The organism is Streptomyces sp. NPDC051173 (assembly GCF_040689515.1).
In the GTDB taxonomy this organism is placed as follows: domain Bacteria; phylum Actinomycetota; class Actinomycetes; order Streptomycetales; family Streptomycetaceae; genus Streptomyces.
This window is the reverse complement of record NZ_JBFBBD010000003.1, coordinates 212,685-233,734: the sequence shown is the minus strand read 5'-3', so window position 1 is coordinate 233,734 and position 21,050 is coordinate 212,685. Positions and strand designations below refer to the sequence as shown.

General features: G+C 71.2%; 20 protein-coding genes. 11 read left to right on the top strand and 9 right to left on the bottom strand.

Annotated elements, in window-relative coordinates:
- Window positions 1-90 precede the first annotated feature (90 nt).
- Both AB0435_RS03670 and AB0435_RS03665 read left to right on the top strand, forming a co-directional pair.
- Complete coding sequence (locus tag AB0435_RS03670; protein ID WP_366426116.1) at window positions 91-930, top strand: quinone oxidoreductase; 840 nt, start codon at window positions 91-93, stop codon at window positions 928-930.
- A gap of 202 nt (window positions 931-1,132) precedes the next feature.
- Window positions 1,133-2,578 carry a glyceraldehyde-3-phosphate dehydrogenase gene (locus tag AB0435_RS03665; protein WP_366003414.1) on the top strand — a complete coding sequence of 482 codons (1,446 nt, stop codon included), beginning with the start codon at window positions 1,133-1,135 and terminating at the stop codon, window positions 2,576-2,578.
- 56 nt (window positions 2,579-2,634) lie between these two features.
- Here the strand turns inward: AB0435_RS03665 and AB0435_RS03660 are convergent, their stop codons facing one another.
- Together AB0435_RS03660 and AB0435_RS03655 are read right to left on the bottom strand one after the other, a co-directional pair.
- Window positions 2,635-4,440, bottom strand: a complete 1,806-nt coding sequence (locus tag AB0435_RS03660; protein WP_366426115.1) for a hypothetical protein — start codon at window positions 4,438-4,440, stop codon at window positions 2,635-2,637.
- Window positions 4,441-4,652: 212 nt separating this feature from the next.
- Window positions 4,653-5,528: a methyltransferase domain-containing protein gene (locus tag AB0435_RS03655; protein WP_366426114.1), complete on the bottom strand. Its 876-nt coding sequence runs from the start codon at window positions 5,526-5,528 to the stop codon at window positions 4,653-4,655.
- Window positions 5,529-5,917: 389 nt separating this feature from the next.
- Here AB0435_RS03655 and AB0435_RS03650 point away from each other — a divergent pair, with 389 nt between their 5' ends.
- A complete protein-coding gene (locus AB0435_RS03650; protein WP_366426113.1) occupies window positions 5,918-7,174 on the top strand; it encodes a serine hydrolase domain-containing protein in 1,257 nt (418 codons plus the stop codon).
- Window positions 7,175-7,262: 88 nt separating this feature from the next.
- Window positions 7,263-8,441, top strand: coding sequence for an erythromycin esterase family protein (locus AB0435_RS03645; RefSeq protein WP_366426112.1), 1,179 nt, complete (start codon window positions 7,263-7,265; stop codon window positions 8,439-8,441).
- Window positions 8,442-8,458: 17 nt separating this feature from the next.
- On the opposite strand, the gene AB0435_RS03640 is transcribed toward AB0435_RS03645, so the two are convergent.
- A complete protein-coding gene (locus AB0435_RS03640) occupies window positions 8,459-8,815 on the bottom strand; it encodes a DUF805 domain-containing protein (protein ID WP_366003480.1) in 357 nt (118 codons plus the stop codon).
- 212 nt (window positions 8,816-9,027) lie between these two features.
- Between AB0435_RS03640 and AB0435_RS03635 the strand changes: the two genes are divergently transcribed.
- Window positions 9,028-9,591 carry a hypothetical protein gene (locus tag AB0435_RS03635; RefSeq protein WP_366426111.1) on the top strand — a complete coding sequence of 188 codons (564 nt, stop codon included), beginning with the start codon at window positions 9,028-9,030 and terminating at the stop codon, window positions 9,589-9,591.
- 95 nt (window positions 9,592-9,686) lie between these two features.
- Here AB0435_RS03635 and AB0435_RS03630 read toward each other — a convergent pair whose 3' ends face one another.
- Window positions 9,687-10,871 (bottom strand): VIT1/CCC1 transporter family protein, encoded by a 1,185-nt coding sequence (locus tag AB0435_RS03630; protein ID WP_366426110.1) that lies wholly within the window; start codon window positions 10,869-10,871, stop codon window positions 9,687-9,689.
- Window positions 10,861-11,379: a Fur family transcriptional regulator gene (locus tag AB0435_RS03625; RefSeq protein WP_366426109.1), complete on the bottom strand. Its 519-nt coding sequence runs from the start codon at window positions 11,377-11,379 to the stop codon at window positions 10,861-10,863. The genes AB0435_RS03630 and AB0435_RS03625 overlap by 11 nt, the downstream gene beginning before the upstream one ends.
- 147 nt (window positions 11,380-11,526) lie before the next feature.
- On the opposite strand from AB0435_RS03625, the gene AB0435_RS03620 reads away from it, so the two are divergent.
- Window positions 11,527-12,336, top strand: coding sequence for an SGNH/GDSL hydrolase family protein (locus tag AB0435_RS03620; protein WP_366003406.1), 810 nt, complete (start codon window positions 11,527-11,529; stop codon window positions 12,334-12,336).
- A gap of 159 nt (window positions 12,337-12,495) precedes the next feature.
- On the opposite strand, the gene AB0435_RS03615 is transcribed toward AB0435_RS03620, so the two are convergent.
- Window positions 12,496-12,651 (bottom strand): DUF6131 family protein, encoded by a 156-nt coding sequence (locus AB0435_RS03615; protein ID WP_366003405.1) that lies wholly within the window; start codon window positions 12,649-12,651, stop codon window positions 12,496-12,498.
- A 125-nt stretch (window positions 12,652-12,776) separates the two neighbouring features.
- On the bottom strand, window positions 12,777-13,181 hold the full coding sequence (locus AB0435_RS03610; RefSeq protein ID WP_366426108.1) for a DUF4345 domain-containing protein: 405 nt from the start codon (window positions 13,179-13,181) through the stop codon (window positions 12,777-12,779).
- Window positions 13,182-13,272: 91 nt separating this feature from the next.
- On the opposite strand from AB0435_RS03610, the gene AB0435_RS03605 reads away from it, so the two are divergent.
- Window positions 13,273-13,890, top strand: coding sequence for a TetR/AcrR family transcriptional regulator (locus AB0435_RS03605; protein WP_366003403.1), 618 nt, complete (start codon window positions 13,273-13,275; stop codon window positions 13,888-13,890).
- A 145-nt stretch (window positions 13,891-14,035) separates the two neighbouring features.
- Entirely contained in the window at window positions 14,036-14,803 is a 768-nt protein-coding gene (locus AB0435_RS03600) for a MerR family transcriptional regulator (protein ID WP_366426107.1), read from the top strand.
- A gap of 79 nt (window positions 14,804-14,882) precedes the next feature.
- Here the strand turns inward: AB0435_RS03600 and AB0435_RS03595 are convergent, their stop codons facing one another.
- Window positions 14,883-15,740, bottom strand: a complete 858-nt coding sequence (locus AB0435_RS03595) for a carbon-nitrogen hydrolase family protein (RefSeq protein WP_366003401.1) — start codon at window positions 15,738-15,740, stop codon at window positions 14,883-14,885.
- Window positions 15,741-16,181: 441 nt separating this feature from the next.
- On the opposite strand from AB0435_RS03595, the gene AB0435_RS03590 reads away from it, so the two are divergent.
- Both AB0435_RS03590 and AB0435_RS03585 read left to right on the top strand, forming a co-directional pair.
- Window positions 16,182-17,249, top strand: a complete 1,068-nt coding sequence (locus AB0435_RS03590) for a cytochrome P450 (protein WP_366003400.1) — start codon at window positions 16,182-16,184, stop codon at window positions 17,247-17,249.
- A complete protein-coding gene (locus AB0435_RS03585; protein WP_366003399.1) occupies window positions 17,242-18,438 on the top strand; it encodes a cytochrome P450 in 1,197 nt (398 codons plus the stop codon). Before AB0435_RS03590 ends, AB0435_RS03585 begins: the two co-directional genes overlap by 8 nt.
- 13 nt (window positions 18,439-18,451) lie before the next feature.
- Here the strand turns inward: AB0435_RS03585 and AB0435_RS03580 are convergent, their stop codons facing one another.
- Window positions 18,452-19,708, bottom strand: a complete 1,257-nt coding sequence (locus tag AB0435_RS03580) for an MFS transporter (RefSeq protein ID WP_366426106.1) — start codon at window positions 19,706-19,708, stop codon at window positions 18,452-18,454.
- Window positions 19,709-19,847: 139 nt separating this feature from the next.
- Between AB0435_RS03580 and AB0435_RS03575 the strand changes: the two genes are divergently transcribed.
- Window positions 19,848-20,777 carry a LysR family transcriptional regulator gene (locus AB0435_RS03575; RefSeq protein ID WP_366426105.1) on the top strand — a complete coding sequence of 310 codons (930 nt, stop codon included), beginning with the start codon at window positions 19,848-19,850 and terminating at the stop codon, window positions 20,775-20,777.
- Window positions 20,778-21,050 lie beyond the last annotated feature (273 nt).

The window sequence follows — 21,050 nt, the reverse complement described above, 5'->3', positions numbered from 1 at the left end:
CCGGAACGATGCTGCGGCGCCCCGCGCCGCAGAGTTCAGGATCGGATTCCCTCCCCGCCTGAAGGCGGGGATTCCCTCCGAAGAACAGGGATGGACAACCGCGCCCGTGCGCAGGGCGGTCCCGGCTGGGCGGCCCCCGCGATCCTCGGCGCCGAGGGGATGGGCCGCGTCACCGCCCTCGGCGAAGGGGTCCGGGAGCTGGCCGTGGGCGACCGGGTGGCCTGGTTCTACCACCCGGGCAGCTACGCCGAGTCGCTCGCCGTACCGGCGGACTCGCTGGTCAAGGTGCCCGACGGCATCAGCGACGAGACGGCCGCCGCCGTGATGCTGCAGGGCCTGACCGCCGGCCACCTGAGCACCGAGACCTATCCGGTCGGCCCGGGCGACACCGCCGTGGTGCACGCGGCGGCGGGCGGGGTCGGCCTGCTGCTCACGCAGATGATCAAGGCGCGCGGCGGCCACGTGATCGGCCTGGTCTCCCGCGAGGAGAAGGCTCCCGTCGCGAAGGAGGCGGGCGCCGACCACGTGCTGGTCCACTCCGGCGGCGGCTTCGAGGAGCGGATCAGGGAGCTGACCGGCGGCCGAGGGGCCGACGTCGTCTACGACGGCGGTGGCGCCGGGACGTTCCGCTCCTCCCAGCTGGCCCTGCGCCCGCACGGGGTGCACGCCTACTACGGCCCCTTCATGGGCGTCCCCACCCTGCGGCCCACCAACCTGCCCAACAGCATCCTGCTGACCTACCCCGTGGTGCACCACCACGTCCCCACCCGCGAAGCCTTGCTGCGAAGGACCGGCGAGGTGTTCGACCTCGTCCTGGACGGGCGGCTCGCACCCCGCGTCACCGGCCGCTACGCCCTCGCGGACGCGGCCCGGGCCCACGCGGACATCGAGTCGCGCCGGACCACCGGCAAACTGCTGCTCCTGCCCTGACCTGACCGGGCCGGATCCGCTCCGGATCCGGCGACGTGATGCGGAATACATCGAGCAGGGGGAAGGCCGGTGGAGGCGCGCCCTTCCCGCCTGCCGAGCCCGGCCCGGAGCGCCGGCGGGCGCCCTGTGACAGACACCCCCTGAGGAGCCCGAACGGCGTGGGGTTAGCATATGAGCGCCGCCTAGCTCGAAAGATAAAACTGTGACTGTCAATGACGACTCGTTCACTAATTGGAAGAACCGCGAGGAGATCGCGGAGTCGATGATCCCGATCATCGGGAAGCTTCACCGGGAGCGGGACGTCACGGTCCTGCTGCACAGCCGCTCCCTGGTGAACAAGTCGGTGGTCAGCATTCTGAAGACCCACCGGTTCGCCCGGCAGATCGCCGGTGAGGAGCTCTCGGTCACCGAGACGCTGCCCTTCCTGCAGGCCCTCACCACCCTCGATCTCGGCCCTTCCCAGATCGACATCGGCATGCTCGCCGCGACCTACAAGGCCGACGACCGGGGTCTGTCGGTGGAGGAATTCACCGCGGGCGCCGTCGTCGGCGCCACCGGCGCCAACAAGATCGAGCGCTGCGCGCCGCGTGACGTCGTCCTCTACGGCTTCGGCCGGATCGGCCGGCTCGTCGCCCGCCTGCTCATCGAGAAGGCGGGCTCCGGGAACGGCCTGCGACTGCGCGCGATCGTCGTCCGCCAGGGCGGTGACCAGGACATCGTCAAGCGCGCCTCACTGCTGCGGCGCGACTCCATCCACGGTCAGTTCCAGGGCACGATCACCGTCGACGAGGCGAACAGCACGATCATCGCCAACGGCAACGAGATCCGGGTGATCTACGCCGGCGACCCGTCGGAGGTCGACTACACGGCGTACGGCATCAAGGACGCCATCCTCATCGACAACACCGGCAAGTGGCGCGACCGCGAGGGCCTCTCGAAGCACCTGCGCCCCGGCATCGAGAAGGTCGTCCTGACCGCGCCGGGCAAGGGCGACGTCCCCAACATCGTGCACGGCGTCAACCACGACACGATCAAGCCGGACGAGCAGATCCTGTCCTGCGCCTCCTGCACCACCAACGCGATCGTCCCGCCGCTGAAGGCGATGGCGGACGAGTACGGCGTCCTGCGCGGCCACGTGGAGACCGTCCACTCGTTCACCAACGACCAGAACCTGCTGGACAATTACCACAAGGCGGACCGTCGCGGCCGCTCGGCGCCGCTCAACATGGTCATCACCGAGACCGGCGCCGCCTCCGCCGTCGCCAAGGCGCTGCCCGATCTGAAGGCGCCGATCACCGGCAGCTCGATCCGCGTCCCGGTGCCGGACGTCTCCATCGCGATCCTCAGCCTGCGGCTCGGGCGCGAGACCACCCGCGACGAGGTCCTCGACCACCTCCGCGACGTGTCGCTGACCTCGCCGCTCAGGCGCCAGATCGACTTCACCACCGCCCCCGACGCGGTGTCGAGCGACTTCATGGGCTCGCGCCACGCCTCGATCGTCGACGCCGGCGCCACCAAGGTGGACGGCGACAACGCGATCCTCTACCTCTGGTACGACAACGAGTTCGGCTACTCCTGCCAGGTCATCCGCGTCGTCCAGCACGTCTCCGGGGTGGAGTACCCGACCTACCCGGTTCCGGCGGCCTGATCACACGCGTCGTCCCCGGTCACCTGATCCACCGGTGACCGGGGACGACGCGGTTTCTACCGGCCGTCCCCCGTCAGGGACTTGCGTGCATTCTCGATGTCCGCGTCGAGACCGGCCTTGTCCGGCACCGGCGGCAGCATGCCGGGGTCACGGAGCCGCTGGATCAGCTTGTCGAGGTAGAGCTGTCGTTCCTCGCGGGACTGGCTCGGTCCGTGCAGTGCCGCTTGCCACGATTCCTCGGTCCAGCGGCCGATATTGACCTCCTGCTTGATGAACTCCTCGTTGTACTGCTTCGCACGCTCCACGAGCGCGTCCCGGATCGCGGCGTCGAACTGCTCGCGCAGTTTCCGGGGCAGATCCTTGATCTGTTCGCGGGCCTTGCGCTCGGTGCTCCACTTGAGGAGCTTCTTGGCCTCGGCGGAGGCGCCGCCCTTGTCGATGTCGGCCATCTTCTCGGCGGCGTTGTGCAGGATCACCGCCTTTTCGGCCTCAAGCTGCTGGCCCTCCATTTCGGTGGCCGACTTCACCAGCTTCCGGAGGCCGTCGGCGCGGAAGTCGTCGAGGGTCTTCTTCCACGCTTCGTCACGGGCCTGCTGGAACACCGTGATCGAGGGGATCTGCGCCTCCTTCCACTTGTCGGTGAAATAGCGGGCGCCATGGAGGGTGAGCCCGGCGGGCCACAGCGGGCTGACCAGCAGCGCGTCGGCCCCGAAGCAGGCCGTGGTGTCGTCGGCGTCGAAGCGTCCGTGGTCGGCGGCGGCCCCCGCCTGCGTGCCGCACCCCACAAAGGGGACGATCGCGGTGATCGCGGCCGCCTTGTCCAGGCTCGTGGTGTCGTCGGCGAAGGCGTCGTGCACACCCTTCGCCCACAGCACACCGCCCGCGACCAGCAGTGCGCCCTTGGCCGTGCTGCCCGCCGACTTCAGGTTCGCCCGCAGCGTGGCCTTCGCCTCGGGTGACAGCTTGCTGTAGCCGCGGATCCGGGAATGGATCTCGGAGGGCGACAGCCTCCTTCCGTCGGGCGCGACCACCTTCAGCCCGTATTTGCCCGCGAGCTCACCGAAGACCTGCTCGACCTGTTTGGCCTCCACGCTCTCCAGCGCTTCTCCGGACGGCTTTCCCGTCGTCCCCTCCTCGGCGGGCCCGGTCTGCGTCTCGCCCTTCTCGCACACGCTCACCGAACGCTTGGCCCGGCCCGACGTGCCGCCGGTGGAGCAGACGCCGTTGCCGTCGGGCCAGCCCTTGCCCGCGAGCCATTGGCTCATACCGGGGTGTGCGGGGTCGTCGACGCCCACGATGAACATGTATTTCCTGGGGATGTCGCCCTTGTGGGCCCAGGCGCCATTGGTGGACTCCCCACCGAGCGGACCGCCTCCGTGGTCGCCCTTGAGCGTGCCGCTGAAGATGCGTCCGTCCTTCTTCAGGGCGTCCCACCGGATCTTGACCCGGATGGCGTCCCCGTTCTTCTCGATGGCATTGCTGCCTTCGATGCCCTTCTTGGAGGAGTCCCACATGAAGACGTGCTCGTGATGGCCGTTCTTCGCATATCCCGAGCCCGCTCTCCTCAGCTCGGCTTCCACGTCCTTCCCCTCGGCGGTCCAGCGGCTCTTCGCGGTCTGCAAGCCGTTCCTGTCCAGAGACCGGCGCAGTTCGTCGAGGTCGGCTTCGCCCCGGGGGCGTTTGTCGACGACTATGTGCGTGTATTCGTCGGCGTGGCTCTGCGAAGTCGCGGCACCGCCATCGGAGTTGACGGGTGGGGCGGCCTGGGCGACCGCCGTGCCGGTGACGGCGAACACCATCGCGGAGAGCACCGCTGTCGTCGTGACGCGCCGCACGGAATGCCGGGGTCTGGGGTTGTTCATCTTCACCTCTGCATGTGTCGTTCTGAGATCGCGCGAGCGCAAGGGAAAGGGAGGCCTCGCTCTGCGAGCGGGCCGGCGTCCGGCATTCCCTACGCTTTCGCTCTCCGGCGCCGGGCACCATCGGCCGCGTGGCCATAAGGGTCATCCCGTGGGAGGAGCGCTCACCCGCCCTTGGACGGGGTCCGCGCCGACGGGCACGGCGGCGATGAGCTCTACGAGGTGGCGCGGACCGGCAGGGTTTTTCCCTTGCGCGCGGCCGGGACGCGGATCCGCTGCGCGTGCTGGTCCACACGCATCTCGTAGTCGCGCCACCGACGCGCGTCGATGCCGTCGGGCCAGCCGAGTTCGCGGTGCGGCCGAGGGGCGCGCTGGCCGCGCAGGCGCATGAACTCCACGGTGGCCACCGGGCGTCCGACGGCAGCACCGCTCCCCGTACCGGTCAGCCGCATGGTGAAGTCCCAGCCGAAGGGGCTGTCGAGCGGAGCGATGAGCACCCCGCCGGGGCGCAGCTGCCGCAGCCAGGCCGGGGGGACGCGGCGGACCGAGGCGGTGGAGAGGATCCGGTCGTACGGTGCCCCCGGCGCGTATCCCCGCTCGCCGTCCCCGGTCACCGCGTGCGCGCGTACGCCCAGGGCGTCGAGCCGCCGCCGGGCGCGGTCCGCGATCTGCGGGTCGACTTCGAGGGTGGTCACGGTGTCCGGGCCGGTGCGGTGGGCCAGGAGGGCGGTAGTGTAGCCGGTGCCGGTGCCGATCTCCAGCACCCTGTCCCCCGGGGCGGGGGCGAGGTGGCGCAGCAGCTCGATCACGACGGTGACGCAGGAGATGCTGGAGGTGAACACTCCGGAGGCGGGCCCGTCAGGCGGGACGGCCCCGTCGTCGAGCTGGGTGATCAGCGGGGTGCGCAGCAGGTAGGTCGCCTTCAGCCAGCGGGCCGGCGTCGCGCGCCGGTCGATCAGTTCGTACAGACCGTGCTCGCCCTGCCGGGGCCACCAGACCCGCTCCGGCACGAAGTGCTCCCGCGGCACCGCCAGGAATGCTCCGCGCAGCCAGTCCAGGCCACCGAAATAGCCGCGCGGACTGGCCTCCATCTCCCTGAGGCACCTGGCCCGCAGGCTTTCGGCATCCATGCTGGCCCGCTAGTCGTCATCGTCGGGGAGTGGCTCCTCGTCGGGCATCGGATTACCGGGATCTCCCGGGCTGGAGTACGGGCCCCCGACCTCACCGTCTCCCGACTGCCGGTCCTGACCGCCCATCAGGTCCTCCCACTTGCGCGCACGGCTGCTTCCGCCACCACCGTAGGGGCCCGCCGGCCCCACCGCGCACTTTCGGCCGGATCCACCCCCACCGGCCGGGGCTCGCCTGTCCGAGCCCGACTTCCGGGAGGAGAGCCGCCGATGTCCCTATACGATCTTGGTCTCACATACATCACCTGACCGGCACTCCTCACAAGTCGCCGGGGAACAGAGGTATTTCCTTCATGGCAAGAATCAGGCTCGCGCGCTCGGTGACCACGCTCGCGGCCGCCGTGGCGCTGGTGGCCGGGGGTGCGGCGGGTGCGCATGCCGAGCAGGGGACGTCCGCGCCCGACATCGCCGGGGTGCGGGCCGGGCTGCAAGGCGTCGTGAACTCGGGGGCGCCGGGCGCGTTCGCCGTGATCCGGGATCATGGCAACCCCGAGCTGGACCGGTCCCTGGCCGTCGGCAAGGCCGACCTGGACGGCACGCCCATGAACGCCGGCTGGCGGTTCCGGGTGGGCAGCAACACCAAGATGTTCACCTCGGTCCTCGTCATGCGGCTCGCCGAACAGGGCCGCATCGACCTGGACAAGCCCCTGCGTGACTACCTGCCCGGGGGAACGCTCCCCGAGAGCTGGCAGATCACCGGGCGCCAGGTGATGGAACACCGCGCCGGGGTGTACGACCACACCAACGACCTCCTCGAACAGCGGGGTGAGGAGACCACCGCCGCCTTCGAGGCACGCATCCGCAACAGTGTCTACGACCCCAGAGACCTCGTGGCCATGTCGGTGAAGCACGGCCTGCAGTACACCCCGGGGGCCGCGTACGCGTACTCCAACACCGATTTCGTGCTGATGGGTCTGGCCGCCGAGCACCTCACCGGCCGCCCCTACGCCGACCTGTTGCGCGAGCAGATCTTCGAGCCGCTGAAGCTGCGCCAGACCTCTTTCACCGTGCCGGAGAAGGGCATAGCCGGCCCGCACGTCACCGGCTACCTCACCAACGACGACCGTGGCAAGCCGCTGCTGGACTCGACCGAGCAGACCGCCTCCTGGATCTGGAGCGCGGGCGGCGTCGTCTCCTCCGCCCGTGACCTCGACCGCTTCCTGACCGCTCTGATGGCGGGGAGCTCCGGCGGGCTGGTCTCCGACGACTCGCTGCGGCAGATGACCAGTGTGCTCCCCACGGGGACGGCGAAGGTCGGCTACGGGCTGGGCGTCCGGGAGTTCGCCCTCTCCTGCGGCAAGGTGCTCGGCCACGGCGGAATCGTCCAGGGCTACCAGACCCAGTCGTTCTCCACTCCGGACGGCAAGCGCACGGTCATCCTCTTCGCCAACGCGTCCAACAACGGCGCCGTCACGCAGGGGCTGACGAACACGCTCGAGCCCGCGTTCTGCGGCAAGGCCCCCGCAGCCTCCCCCGCACCGCGCTCGCCCCTCACCGGGAACGCGCACGGCGACCGCTGGGTCCCCGCCGTGGAGGACTCCCGCGTCTGACGGCCCGTGAGCGCCGGGAATCGCGCCCATCGTATGTGACCAGCGCCTCCGTTGACCTCAACCATGCTTCAGGTAGGAGGCTGAGGGCATGAAGAACGACACCACCACTCCTCGCGACTCCCTCCCCTCGGCCCTCGGGTTCTCCGACGCCACGCTCGACGACCTGGCCCGGCGGATCGCCGGGTCGGCGACCGTGGTCGGCATGGGGGAGTCCACTCGCTTCGCCCGCGAGACGTTCGGCGTGCGGGACCGGCTCACCCGCCGACTCGTCGAGCAGTACGGGTTCCGGGCGCTGGCCGTACAGGACAGTGCCGACGCCGCGGCCGCCCTCGACACCTACGTACGCGGTGGCGAGGGTTCGGCCGGGTCCGCGCTCGACGGCGCGTGGCGCCCCTGGCGCACCGCCGAGACGGCCGCGGCACTGGAGTGGATCCGGGCGTTCAACGAGGAGCACCCGGACGACCCGGTACGGATCTTCGGTGTGAAGCCGGCGCAGGCCCGGCCGGCCGATTACGACGCCGTCCTGGAGCATGTGCGCGAGTGGGCCCCGGAACGGCTGGCGGAGGTGGCGTCCCACCTGGAGCCGATCCGGACCGCTCACCGCGTGGACGAGCACGTACAGCGCGCCAAGGGAACGCACCCGGGGCGGCCGTTCGCCGAGCACGCCCGCGACGCGCTCACGCTGATGCGTTCACTGCCCGGGGCCGCCCAGGACGAGGCCGTCATGGCGCGGATGCGCCTGATCGTGGACTTCCACGAAGGCAGCGTCGCCGGGCGGGGCAGCCTCGCGGGCGACGTGCTGTGGGCGGACACCATCAGCGACGTCCAGCGCCGGACGGGCCTGCGCACGGTCTATTGGGACGGCATCGCTCATACGACGGCGGCCGAGAAGGTCCTGGGCATGGCTCCCGAGGAGGGCCCGCAGGGCAGCGTCGGCACGGTGCTGCGCGAGCGGTACGGCGCGCGGTACGTCTCCGTGGCGATCGGCTTCCACCACGGGGACCTCGGTGTCGCCGTCCTCCCCGAGCCGGCCGGGGATCTGGTCGACGCGAGGCTCGGCGAGGTGGACCTGCCCGCCCACTGGCTGGACCTGCGCGGCGACGCCGCACGCCGCCGATGGGACGGACCGGCGAAGGTCCGTGTCATCAGCGGCGTCTACGACCTGTCCCGCGACGCGGCCGAGCACATGGCCGTCGCCTCCCTCGCCGACGCGTTCGACGTGCTCGTCCACATCCGCCAGGTGTCCCCGGTGCGCCGGCTGCCGTGAGCCGGACACACCACGGGTCATTTCACGGGAACCTCTTGCGGGGGCGGCCCGTAGGAATTGTCACCCGGAGTGCCGGGCAAGGCCCAGAACACGATGAGGACGATGCCGCCGATGATCGGGATCAGGGAGATGAGCAGCCACCAGCCGGTCCGGTTCGTGTCGTGGAGCCGACGGGCACCGACGGCGAGGCTGGGCAGGAGCACGGCGAGGCTGTACAGCACTCCGAGCAGGGGCTTCGTACCGAGCGCGGTGTCGATGACGGCCAACACGATGCTGATCAGAACGCTGATCAGGGTGAACATCCAGAATTCCGTACGGTGCGCCCGACCGGTGAACACCGTGTACTTCTTGAGTACGTCCACGTACCAGTGCACTTGCGCCCCCAAGTACCCCAGTGGACCCCGCCCTTCGTGGGCCGGGCCTCAAGCCGAACGTAAGGGGCCCTCGAAGGGCGGTCAACGTTGTCCAGGGGCGGCCGACGGGCGCCCGGGCCGCGCGTACGGCCTCCGGCGCGCGCAGGACGCGCGGGCTCCCCGCCCGGAGCCCGGCGTGCGGGGCGCGGTCGGCGGACCGTAGCGTTTCCCGTATGAGCAGCTTCACGACGCACCGGAGACGGGTGCTCGACCAGGCCCTGCCCGCCCGGGTCCGGCATACGAACTTGCGCTGCTGCCTGGTGCAGTTCGCGCCCTACGGGTTCCGCGCCACGTACGACCACCTGTGCCACAGCGCGGGTATCCCCCGCCCGCTGGACAAGGATCCGGACTCACTCGTCCGGGCCGTGGAAGAACTGCACGCCGCCCGGCGGCTCTGGCTCGCTCACGTACACGCCTTCGCGGCGCAGCGGCGGCGGGAAAAGTCGGGCGGGCAGCGGGAGTTGCGCCGTGACCAGATGCGGCCGGTACGGCAGCGGGGTTGGCAGGACATCGCCTACTGCCCCGACCCCTCGTTCCGTCCGGAGGGAGAGCTGTCCGCGGTGGTCGGCCGGGTCCTGCGCTCCCCGGGCCGGGCCGCCGCCGGCAGCGGCCTCGTGTGCCGGGTGTGCGGGGGCCGGGACGGCGTCGCCTGGGACGGCTCGCTCTGGGTCCACCGGCTGTGCGCGACGTGCGGTGTCAGCCTTGCCGTCGTGGGTCCCGTGCGCGACGTGGTGTGAAGCGGTTCCCGGTCTCGTCGTCCTCTCGCGCGACCCGCGTCGCTGACGTCCCGGCGGGACAGGGCGGTTGACGTACTCGGGCAGCGTCGGCGGTGTCAGATCCGGCCGGCGCCGATCACGTGCCCGATGAAGTAGACGGCCAGCGCGGCGCCCGAGCCGACGAGGAGCTGGCGTGCGCCGGAGCGCAGGGCCGTCCGCCCGTTGAGGAGCCCGAGAGCCGAGCCGACGACGAACAGGGCGGTGGCGGCCAGGGCGATCGCGGTGACGAGCGCGGCGGTGCCGGAGCCGAAGAGGTAGGGAAGGACGACCACGACCGCGCCGAGGGCGAAGGCGATGAGGCTGGAGAACGCCGCCGACCACGGCGAGCCGAGTTCTTCGGGGTCGAGCCCGAGTTCCTCACGGGCCATGGTGTCCAGGGCGGTGTCGCTGTCCTTCATGATGGTCGTGGCGACACGCTGCGCCTCGTCGGCGTCCAGGCCCTTGGCGCGGTAGATCAGCGCGAGTTCCTCGGCCTCGGCTTCCGGGTCGTCGCGCAACTCCTCGGCTTCCAGGGAGAGCTCGCGTTCGTAGGCTTCCCGCTGGCTGCGCATGGAGATGTACTCGCCGGCGGCCATGGAGAAGGCCCCGGCGAGCAGTCCGGCGACTCCGGCGAACAGGATGGTCGTGCCCGCCGCTCCGGAGCCGGCGAAACCCATGACCAGGGAGCCGTTGGAGACCAGGCCGTCGTTGACGCCGAACACCGCGGCGCGAAGCGCGCCGGACCGGTCGTTGCGGTGCCAGCGCTCGCGCCGGGCGATCGCCCGGCCGCCTTCGGCGGCGTCACCCCGTGTCCCGTCACGCAGCCGGGTGAGCACGCGGGCGTGCGAGCGCTCGTCGGCGGCCATGCCCGGCGCGGCGTCGGGGTCGCCCTCGTAGAGCCCGGCGTCGGAGTGTTCGGCGCGCTCGACGAACGGCAGGACCGCGTCGACGGAGAATCTGCGGGCCAGCCAGGACAACAGCTTGGTGCGCGGTCCGGGGCGGCGGGGCGCGGGGACGTCCGCGCCGAGGGCGGTGAGCTTGTCCGCCCAGTGCGCGGCGTGCCGTTCCTCCACCGCCGCCAGTTCCAGGAAGATCTGCTGCTGTTCGCCGGCGGCACTCGCGGCGAGCCCGCGGTAGAGAGCCGCGCCCTGTCGTTCGGAGGCGAGCAGTTCCCGGTACCGTACGGCTTCCCGCCGGATCACGCGTGCTTCTCGGTCTTGGGTGCCGGGGTCGGGGTCGGGGCGGTGTGCCTCAGCGTCCATGGCGTGGATCTCCTGCCCGGTCACCGGGCGGGTGGGCGCCCGGTGACGACGGTGGTGCGGCCGGGGTGTCCGAGGGATTCGAGGGATTCGAGGCGAGGCAGTGGCGGCAGGTGCCGCGGAAGATGATCTGCGCTTCGTCGACCTCGCCGACGTCGTCGCCGACGGTGAGGCACGGCTTCGCGCCGACGAGGCAGGGCACGTCGCTGACCCGGCCGCACTCCGCGCAGACGAAGTGGTGGTGCCAGGTGTCGGTGAACTCGTAGACCGCCGCCCCCGGGCCGACGTCCGCGCGGAGTACGACACCGGGACCGGCCAGCGCCCGCAGCGCGTTGTAGACGCTGGTCCTGGGCAGCACCACGCCCTGCTCCGCGAGGTGCGCGTGCACCTCCTCGGCCGTGCGGTGGCCGCCCATTGCCCGCAGCGCTTCCGTCACCGCGAGGCGTGGGCGGGTGACCCTCAGCCCGGCCTCTCGCAGCCGCGCCGCGGTGTCCTTGGCGGTATCTGTCATCAACACCCCCCACATTTGGACAATATCCAATTTTACCGCCATAAGCCCTCCGGGCGCATCAGGCCGGGGAATCCTCACCAGCGGCCCGCGCCGCCTCACCGCCGACGCGTCCGTGACCGCCCGGCACGTCGGCTCGTTCACCGGGACATGCCCCTCAAAGCACCCCGCCTGCCCCTCGCACTCCTGCTGTCCGCGCTGCTCCTCACCGGAGGCCAGACAGCCGCCGCTCACGCCGACGCACCGTCCGTCGACAGTTACGTGGCACTCGGCGACTCGTACTCCGCGGGCCTCGGCGCCGGCTCCTACGACCCCGGCAGCGGGGAGTGCAAGCGCAGTTCCGGCTCCTACCCCGCGCTGTGGGCCGCGGCGCACCACGTCCGGCGATTCGCGTTCACGGCTTGTTCCGGGGCGACGGCCAAGGACGTCGCCGCCGGCCAACTGGGGCCGCTCGACAGGCACACCGCCCTCGTCAGCGTCACCGCGGGCGGCAACGACGCGGGGTTCGGCGAGGTGATGGAGACCTGCATGCTCGGCGGCGAGAGCACGTGTCAGGCGCGGATCACCCAGGCGCGTACGTACATCCAGCAGACCCTCCCGCACGACCTGGACGCGGTGTACAGCGCCATCAGGGGCAAGGCCCCCGCCGCCCGCGTCGTCGTTCTCGGCTATCCGCGGCTGTTCACCCTGCACGGCCGCTGCCTGCTCGGCATGAGCGAGACGAAGCGGACCGCCATCGACGAGGCCGCCGACGCGCTGGACGCCGTCATGTCCAAGCGGGCCGCCGGCCATGGCTTCGTGTTCGCGGACGTGAGGCAGCGGTTCACCGGGCACGGAATCTGCTCCGAGGCACCCTGGATCCGTTCCGCGACCTTTCCCGTGAGCGAGTCGTACCACCCGACGGCCGCCGGTCACGCGCAGGGCTACCTTCCCGTGTTCGCCGGAACCGCGCGCGGCTGACGCGCCTGCCCGCACACTGCCCGTCGGGCGGCCGTGTTCGCACCCGCCTCGTACGGCAAGGCGACAGGGAAACCCGCCCCGGCGGAAGGGGACCACGTGACGGACCGGGCCGGGGCTTGCCGGCCCCGGTCAGGCGGCTGTGCCGCGGTGCCTGGGGTGCTACCAGTAGTGCCGCCGACCACCGACCGCGTGCCCGGCGGCGCCCGCGATCCACAGGACCGCGCCTACGAGCAGGACGATGATTCCGATCGTCCACAGAATGGAGATCCCGGTCAGGAGGCCGATGATGAGGAGAATGATCCCAAGGATGAGCATGACGTCCTCCGGCCATTTCGAAACCACTCTCTTCAACTATCTGCCTCGGGCGGCCCCTGCGCCAGCTACGTCCGATCAAGCTCGGCAGCCGGTGAGCGACCCGTCACCACGGGTAGCGGAGGGAGTCAGCCTCGCACCGCAGCGCGATCCGCCGCTTCTCGCTCACTGGCCGTCGACAGCCAGAAGTAGAGCGGAGGCAGGGCCAGTTCGAGGCCCATCAGCACCAGCTGGAACCAGTTCGGGCGGCCGGCCTCGGCCCATGAGGGGAGCCTGCTGAGGCCGCCGAGGAAGAGCAGTCCGGCGAGCGCGCGCACCCCCTTCGACGGGATCGGCGACTGCCGGGCCACCCAGATCCAGGCCAGGCCGTAGCCGAGGAAGATCGCGGCGAAGAACCGCACGAGACTGTCCACGGTCGCGTCGGCCGAGCCCCCGCCCGGCACGGGATCCATGCCGGAAGCGATGTGAGCGACACCGATCGCCACACTGGCGATACCCATGATCCACGAAAGCCATTTGAGCAACCCAGCCATGCCGGATGGCCACCCCCTCGCCTTAGTAGGCAGGTGTCTACTAAGGCGAAGGTAGGGCCGTTGCCGGACACGCGTCAAGTAACCTGGCGGCGTGACGAAACGCCGCAGGCTGGACCCCGACGAGCGCCGTAGTCAGCTGCTGGACGTCGGGGCCCACCTGTTCGCGGCGAAGCCGTACCCCGACGTGCTGATGGAGGACATCGCCGATCGGGCGGGCGTCTCCCGGGCCCTTCTGTACCGCTACTTCCCGAACAAGCGCGTGCTGTTCGCCGCGATCTACCAGCAGGCCGCGGACCGGCTGCTGACCGATACGCGGATCGATCCGGCGGGCCCCCTGCTGGAGCAGTTGTCCGCGGCTCTCGACATCCACTTCGACTACTTCGCCGCGAACCGGCACACGGTGCTCGCGGCGAACAGGGCACTCGTGGGCGACCCGGTGATCCAGGCCATCATCGCCGACGAGCTGGCGGAGTTGAGGCAGCGTCTGCTCGGCGTGATCGTCCTTGAGGGCGGCCGCAAGGACGCGGCATCCGCCGCGCTGACGAGCTGGCTGGTGTTCGTCCGCGCGCTGTGCGTGGAATGGCTGTCGGGCGAGGTGGTCTCCCGCACCGAGTTGCACGCCATGTGTGTCGGTGCTCTTCGCGGTGCGCTGGGCGCGGTCATGGACGTCGACCGGCTCCTCGGCGGCACCGGCGCCCGACGGCCCTGACCCGGCGGGTCCGGGCCGTCACGGATGACGCTCGGCCTGCCCGTGGCGGTCCGGAGCCGGTCGTGGCTTGCGCTTTCCGCTGCGTCAACTTCTACGGTTTTCCATGTGGCCGGAAAGACCGGCCCGGCGATGGGAGGCATGGCACATGGCCTGGTCGATCGCGGATGTGGCCCGGATGTCCGGGGTGACGTCCCGGACACTGCGGCATTACGACGAGATCGGTCTGCTGCCGCCCGCGTGGATCGGAAGCAACGGGCACCGCTACTACGAGGAGGCGGATCTGCTGCGGTTGCAGCAGATCCTGCTGATGCGGGAGCTGGACCTGGGGCTGCGCGAGATCCAGGCGGTTCTGGACAGTCAGGTCGATCAGGTGGCCGTGCTGCGTGAGCATCACCAGCGGTTGCTGCGGGAGCAGGGCCGGCTGGAGACACTGGTCCGCACGGTCGGCCGGACCATCGCCGAACTGGAAGCAGGCGAGGAAGAGAACGGCATGGCGAAGATCAACAGGCCCGAGAACCTTTTCGAGGGCTTCGAGCAGTCCCGCCCCGAGGTGGAGGCCGAGGCGCGGGAGCGGTGGCCGCAGGCGCGGGAGCAGTCCCGCCAGGCGGCCGAGGCGATGACCGCCGAGGACATGGAGCTGTGGCAGCGCGAGGTGACGGCGCAGATGATCCGCTTGGCGGAGTTCATGGTGGCCGGCACGCCGGTCACCGATCCCGCGGTGCAGGCGGAGATGGATGCCCACTACCGGGGCGTGTGCCGCTTCTGGACCCCGGACGCCGCCGCGTACAAGGGGCTGGGGCAGCACTACGTCGACACCCCGGAGTTCCGGGCGAACTACGACAAGATCGCTGACGGGCTGGCCCTCTACCAGCGCGACGCAATGGTCGTCTACGCCGACGCACGGCTGAGCTGACCGGTGCCGCCCACCGCCGGGGAGGCTGCAGACCCCCGGCGACAGGCCGTGACCAGTGGCAGGGCGAACCCCAGCGGTCTCAGGCGAGGGTGATGCCGCTGCGCGGGCGTACAGGGGCGCCGAGCGAGGGATCGACGAGGACCGGGTTCCCGGCCCGGGACCTCGCCAGGGCCTCCGGGTCGAGCCGGGCCGTGGCCAGGCCGGGGTCGGCGGTGCCCGCGTCGACGAGCAGGGTGCCGTCGGGGTTCCAGACCGCGCTGCCGCCGCAGCCGTGGTACGAGCCGCTGGGCCCGCTGTGGTTGGCGAGAAGGACGTAGCCGGCGTTGTCCAGGGCCCGTGCCGGGAAGATCGTCGCACGCTGGTGGGCACCCCCGCCCCGGCCGAACATCGCGCCGACCAGATACGCGTGGCAGCCGTCGAGGGCGGCGGCGCGGGCGTGTTCGGGGTAGCCGGAGTCCCAGCAGATGCCGAGTCCGAGGCGCCAGCCGTCGAGGGTGACCGTGCACCCACGGGCGCCGGGGGTGAAGCCGGCGGCCCGCTCGCCCGGGGTGACGTGCTGCTTGTCGTAGCGGGCGGCGAACCGGCCGTCGCGGCCGAGGACCTGGGCGGATATGTGCAGGTGCCCGGACTCGGGGTCGCGGGTGGGGGCACCGGCCACCACGGCGGTGCGGGTCTCGGCGCACACGGCGGCCAGCGGATCCCATCGGGGGTCCGCGGGGCTCAGGGTGCGGTTCCCGGGGTCGGCCGCTATTCCTGACGGCTCGTAGCCGGTGAGGAAGAGCTCCGGAAGGACCAGCAGGTCGGCTCCCTGGCCGGCGGCCCGGCGGACCAGGTCCGCGGCGGCGGCCACGTTCGCGGGGATGTCCAGTGCGGTGCAGGTCGCCTGGCCGGCCGCCACGGTCAGCGGTGCGGACGGCAGGGCATGAAGATCGTTCATGGAGGGCCAAACTACCTCGGGCGTCGAGCCGCACACCAATGCGCCACAGGCTCCCACCCGGAGGCACAGTGCCCACATATACGGACATCACGGCCCGTGATGCCACGTAGGGGAAGTAGAACCATTGACAACATCCGTCACAGGCGGCTTCACTCCCGTCAACAGCCGGGCGCGGCGTTCCCCACCTTTCCGGTGGACGTCAATTGCCCTGCCCGGACCGCTGATTGGCGTGCCTGAGATGCGAGGGGAGGTAGGACGGATGTCGAGGATTCTCGCTGCTGTGCTCAAGAAGAAGAGCGAGCCGAGCCTGAAGCAGAGCGCTTGGTACATCTGGTACTAGATCCAGTCGGTACGTGCACCGGGCCCGCACTCGGCGAATCGGTTCGCCTTCCGCCTCGCCCCGTGCGGGCCCTCCGCACTCCTCCCCCGGAGCCCGCCCTCATGCCACCCGGAACACAGCAGCCGGCCGCCCGCCGGAGCACCGTTTTCGCCCCACGCCTTCAAGCCCTGTTCGACGATCACCTCGGCAAGGACCTCGTCCGGCTGGAGCCGGACACGATCGGTGTCGCCGGCGCGGAACTGTCGGACCGGATTCTCGCGGCGCGTAGAGCGACGGAGACCGAACGGCCCACGTTCAAGCCCCTGCACGGGCGGTCGATCCCCAAGTCCGAGGCGTCCGCGGGAATCCGGACGATCGGCCAGGACATCCGCGAGGCCCTCACCCGTCCGGTTCCGGAGCGGACGGATCTGTCGGGGCCCTGGCCCGCCACCGGGCACATGTTCCTGCGGGACATGATCCTGCGCGACGACCCGTACCGGCTCCGCGTCCTCATGAGCCGCAAGCTGGAGATCGACCCGAAGCTGACCTGGACGACGATCGTCGTGGGAGCGGCCCTGCCCCGCCGGCCCGCGCCGGGTCCGCATCTGACCCACACCGCGCGCCTCTTCGCCGAAGCGAAGGGCTATCACGACCGCCGGTACGCGATGGGCATCTACCGCCGCCTGGCGGCACCCGTGTGCTTCACCATCTCCACCCTCGTCGCGAACGCCCTGTGGCTCGGCTCCCCCTTCGACGACAGTGTGCCGAACCGCAATATCCTCTACGAGGCCATGCGGCTGCTGCCCCCGTCGTGGAACCTGCTGCGCAACCGCTCACCCGAGTACCCGGCCGTCGACAGCCGGATCGGGCCCGGCGACGACGTCCTGATGCTGCCACTGCTCACCCACCGCGATCCTGCCCTGTGGGACGCTCCGAACGCGTTCCGGCCGGAGCGGTGGGACACGCTCGACCCGGACGACACCCCCGGATACATGCCGTTCGGCCACACGTCGGAACGCTGCTGGGGCCGTCACATGGTCATGCCCCTGGCCGAGTTGCTCCTGGACCACATACGCCGGACCGGCCTGGTCGTCGCCCCCGGGCAGCGCACGGCCGAGGTGCCCCTGCTCGGGCTGCTCGGCGTGAAGGAGATCCACGTGGGCCCGAGGAGCAGGGTGCGTCGTGCGTGAGACCGAGCTCCTTCCCCCGTCGTTCGCCGACCGGGCGCACGCCGTCCACCGCCTGTGGCGCGAGGGCGGGGGCGTTCGCCGCGTCCGCTACCCCGGGCCGGCGCCCGTCGAGGGGTGGGTCGTCACGGGCTACGACGACGCCAGGCGACTGCTGGCCGATCCGAGGCTGTCCAAGCAGGACTCGCTGCGGAAGGCCGGGCAGCACGCCGGGCTCACCGAAGGCCCGGGGGCCGCCCTGTTCACACACATGCTCAACTCCGATCCCCCGGGCCACACCCGCCTGCGCAAGCTCGTCCGGCAGGCATTCACCGCGCACCGGACGGCGGCGCTCCGCCCGCTGGTCGAGGCCCGCGTGACCGCGCTGCTGGACGCCTGGGAGGGCCGCGAAGAGGCGGAGCTGATCAGCGAGTTCGCGCTGCCCCTGGCCATGGCGGTCGTCTTCGATCTGCTCGGTGCCTCCGACACCGACCACGAAGTGCTGCGCGTGCGGGGCAACACGCTCGGTGGGGACGACGGCGACGGCGAGGTGTCGGTGTCCACCGCCGAGAACATGCGCGCCCGCCTCGGCGCGCTGGTCGCCCTCAAGCGCGAGAACCCCGACGACGGGATGCTCTCGGCCCTGGCAGCGGCCCGGAACGGCGACGACGCGCTGAGCGAGGACGAGCTCACCTCGATGGCCTTCCTCCTGGTCGTGGCCGGGCACCAGACGACGGTCAACCTCATCGCCAACGGCGTCCACACCCTCCTCACCCACCCCGGCCAGCTCGACGCCCTGCGCGCCGATCCGTCGCTGATGCCCGGGGCGGTCGAGGAGATCCTGCGCTACGAGTCCCCCTCGGGCCTGGCCTCCGCGCGCTACGCCACCGAGCCCGTCACGGTGGGTGGAGTGACCGTCCCGGCAGGCGACTTCGTCCATGTCTGCCCGCTGGGCGCCAACCGCGACCCGGCCGTGTTCGACGATCCGGACCGGTTCGACATCCGTCGCGGGTCCGCGTCGAAGCACCTCGCCTTCGGGCACGGCATCCACCACTGCCTCGGTGCGCCCCTCGCACGCTTGCAGGCCGAGATCGCGTTCACCGGCCTCCTCGCACGGTTCCCCGGCCTGCGGCTCGCCGAGGGGTACGAGGCGCGGTGGCAGTCCAACCCCAGGCACCGCGGCCTCGTCTCCTTGCCGCTGCGGCTGCGGTGATGCGGGCGCGCCTTCAGGAGGCGGTGACGGGTGCGGCTTCGGGCCGGTTCGCGACCGCGTCACCGTGGCCGGGCCGGAACAGCAACAGCGGGGTCGCCAGAAGCAGGAGACCGGCGATCGCGATCGCGGTGCGGGGGCCGGTGGCGGCGGCCAGCAGGCCCCACAGCGCGGTCATGGCCGCGGTGGTGAGCTTGCTGGTGACCGACCACGCGGACAGGGTGCGGGTGACGCGGTCCTCCGGTGTCGATTCGAGCCGGTAGGTGACGGACACGGGGTTGAACACGGCCGCGCAGGTGATCAGCCCCAGTTCGACGGCCATGACGAGCACGAGTCCGGCGACGCCGGGGCGGATGAAGGCCAGCCCGAGTGACCAGCACGCGCGCAGCGTCCCGGTGGTGAGCATGACCTTGCGCTGCCCGAACCGGGCGACCAGCCCGCCGGCCAGCCGTGACCCGATGAGACCGCCGACGCAGGGCACCGCGAAGGCCAGGGCGTACTGCCACGGCGCGAACCCGAGGCGGCCGAGCATCAGGACGGCGAGCAGCGGCGCGGACGCCATGATCAGGCCGTTGACCAGGATCGTGTTGAGGAACAGCGGGCGCAGCGCCGGGTGGGTCAGGATGTACCGCCATCCTTCGAGCAGGTCGCTCCTGCGGAGCCGCGGGCCCGGGTCGCTCCGTGCGGGCCGCGGTTCCTTCCCACCGATCGCGCGGATTCCCGCTGCCGACAGCAGATAGCTGACGGCATCGGCCGCCACGGTCGTGACCGGGCCGAACAGCCCGATCACGGCGCCGCCGAGCGGCGGTCCGAGCATGGTGGCCGTCCAGGTCGTGGACTCGAACCGGCCGTTCGCGACGAGCAGGTCCTGCGGCCGCACGAGTGCCTTCAGGTGTGCGCCGCTCGCCGCCCTGAAGGTGATGTCGGCCGCCGCAGCGACGACCGACACGACCAGGAGCTGGGCGAAGCTGAGCCGGCCGAGCGCGTACGCGGCGGGGATGCTGGCCAGTGCCGCGAACCGGACCAGGTCCGTCGCGATCATCACCGGCCGCTTGCGGCGGAACTCCACCCACGGGCCGAGCGGCACGGCCACCACCGCCCCCACCGCGAGCCCCGCGGCCGCCAGCGCCGCCACCTCCGTGGTCCCGGCGTGCAGCACGAGGACCGCGATCAGGGGGAACGCGTCGAACGCGAGCCATGTGCCGTACGTGCTGACCGCGTACGCCGCCCACAGCCACCCGAACCGTCGCCCCAGCGACCGTCTGGCTCCCATCCTCAGCACACCTCTCGCCGTGGCACTCGCCCGCCCTCACGTCTGACCAGCGACATCAAACCGAGCGGCGGGCCCGCAGAGCAAACAACCGGGCTCGCGCCGGATCACAACCATCGGTTGTGCATCTACGATGACGGGCGTGAATCTCGATGCCGTGCGTACCTTCGTCGCCGTCGCGGACGCCGGGCAGTTCCAGGAGGCCGCGGCCGGTCTGTCGGTCACCCAGCAGGCCGTCTCCAAGCGCGTCGCCGCGCTCGAGAAGGATCTCGGCGTCCGGCTGTTCACCCGCACCGCGCGGGGAGCCCGGCTCACCATCGACGGGCAGGCGTTCCTCCCGCACGCCCGGGCTCTGCTGCGGGCCGGGGAACGGGCAGCCGCTTCCGTGCGGCCCGGCAGCCGGGCCCTGCGCGTCGACGTGATCGGCAGGCGGCTCGCGCCGGCGGATCTGCTGCGCGACTTCCACCGCGCCCACCCCGGGACCGAGCTCGACGTCGTGACGCTCTTCGACGCCGACGCGGCGATCGCCGCCGTGCGGTCCGGCACGATCGACGCGTCGTTCCGCGCCGTCACCCTGCCCGCGCGGCGGCTCCCCGACGGCGTCGAGGCCACGCCCGTGCACGACGAGCCCATCCAGCTTCTCACCGGGCCGGCCCACGCGTTGGCCACGGCCCGCGCGGTCGCGCCCGGCCGGCTCGCCGGGCACAGGATCTGGATGCCGGGTCTCGTCGCCGGTACGGAGTGGGCCGCCTTCTACGACGACCTCGCCGCCGCGTTCGGGCTCACCATCGAGGCGACCGGACCGGACTTCGGCACCGAGCCGCTCCTCGACACGATCGCCGGGTCCTCGGTGCTGGCCACCTTCGTCGGCGAACAGACCCGCATGGTCTGGCCTGCCGAACACGACCTGCGGCGCGTCCCGTTGCACGACCCGACGCCGGTCTACCCGCACTCGCTGATCTGGCGCTCCGACAACCCGCACCCCGCGCTCACCACGCTCCGCGACCACCTCCGCTCCGCACGGCCCCGCCACCGCGGCGCCGGGGTGTGGACACCGGAGTGGGCGCGGTAGGGGCGCACGCCCGCCCTCCGAGCGCGGGTTCATCGCCACGGCGCCCTTCGGCCGCCAGGAGCGCCAGGGTTCGCAAGCGGGGCGCGCGGCTGCGCCGATGCGCCCTTTTCTCGTCCTTCGTGAAATCGGCCTGCACATCCGGCCCCTCGGTTCGCTTGGCTGGTCGGTGAGGGGCGTGCGGCCCCGGGCGCCAGAGGGGGCGGCGCTGTCCTCGATGCGAAGGAGTGTGCTGGTGCACGTGTGTGATGCTTGGGCGCCCTGCTGCCGGACGGA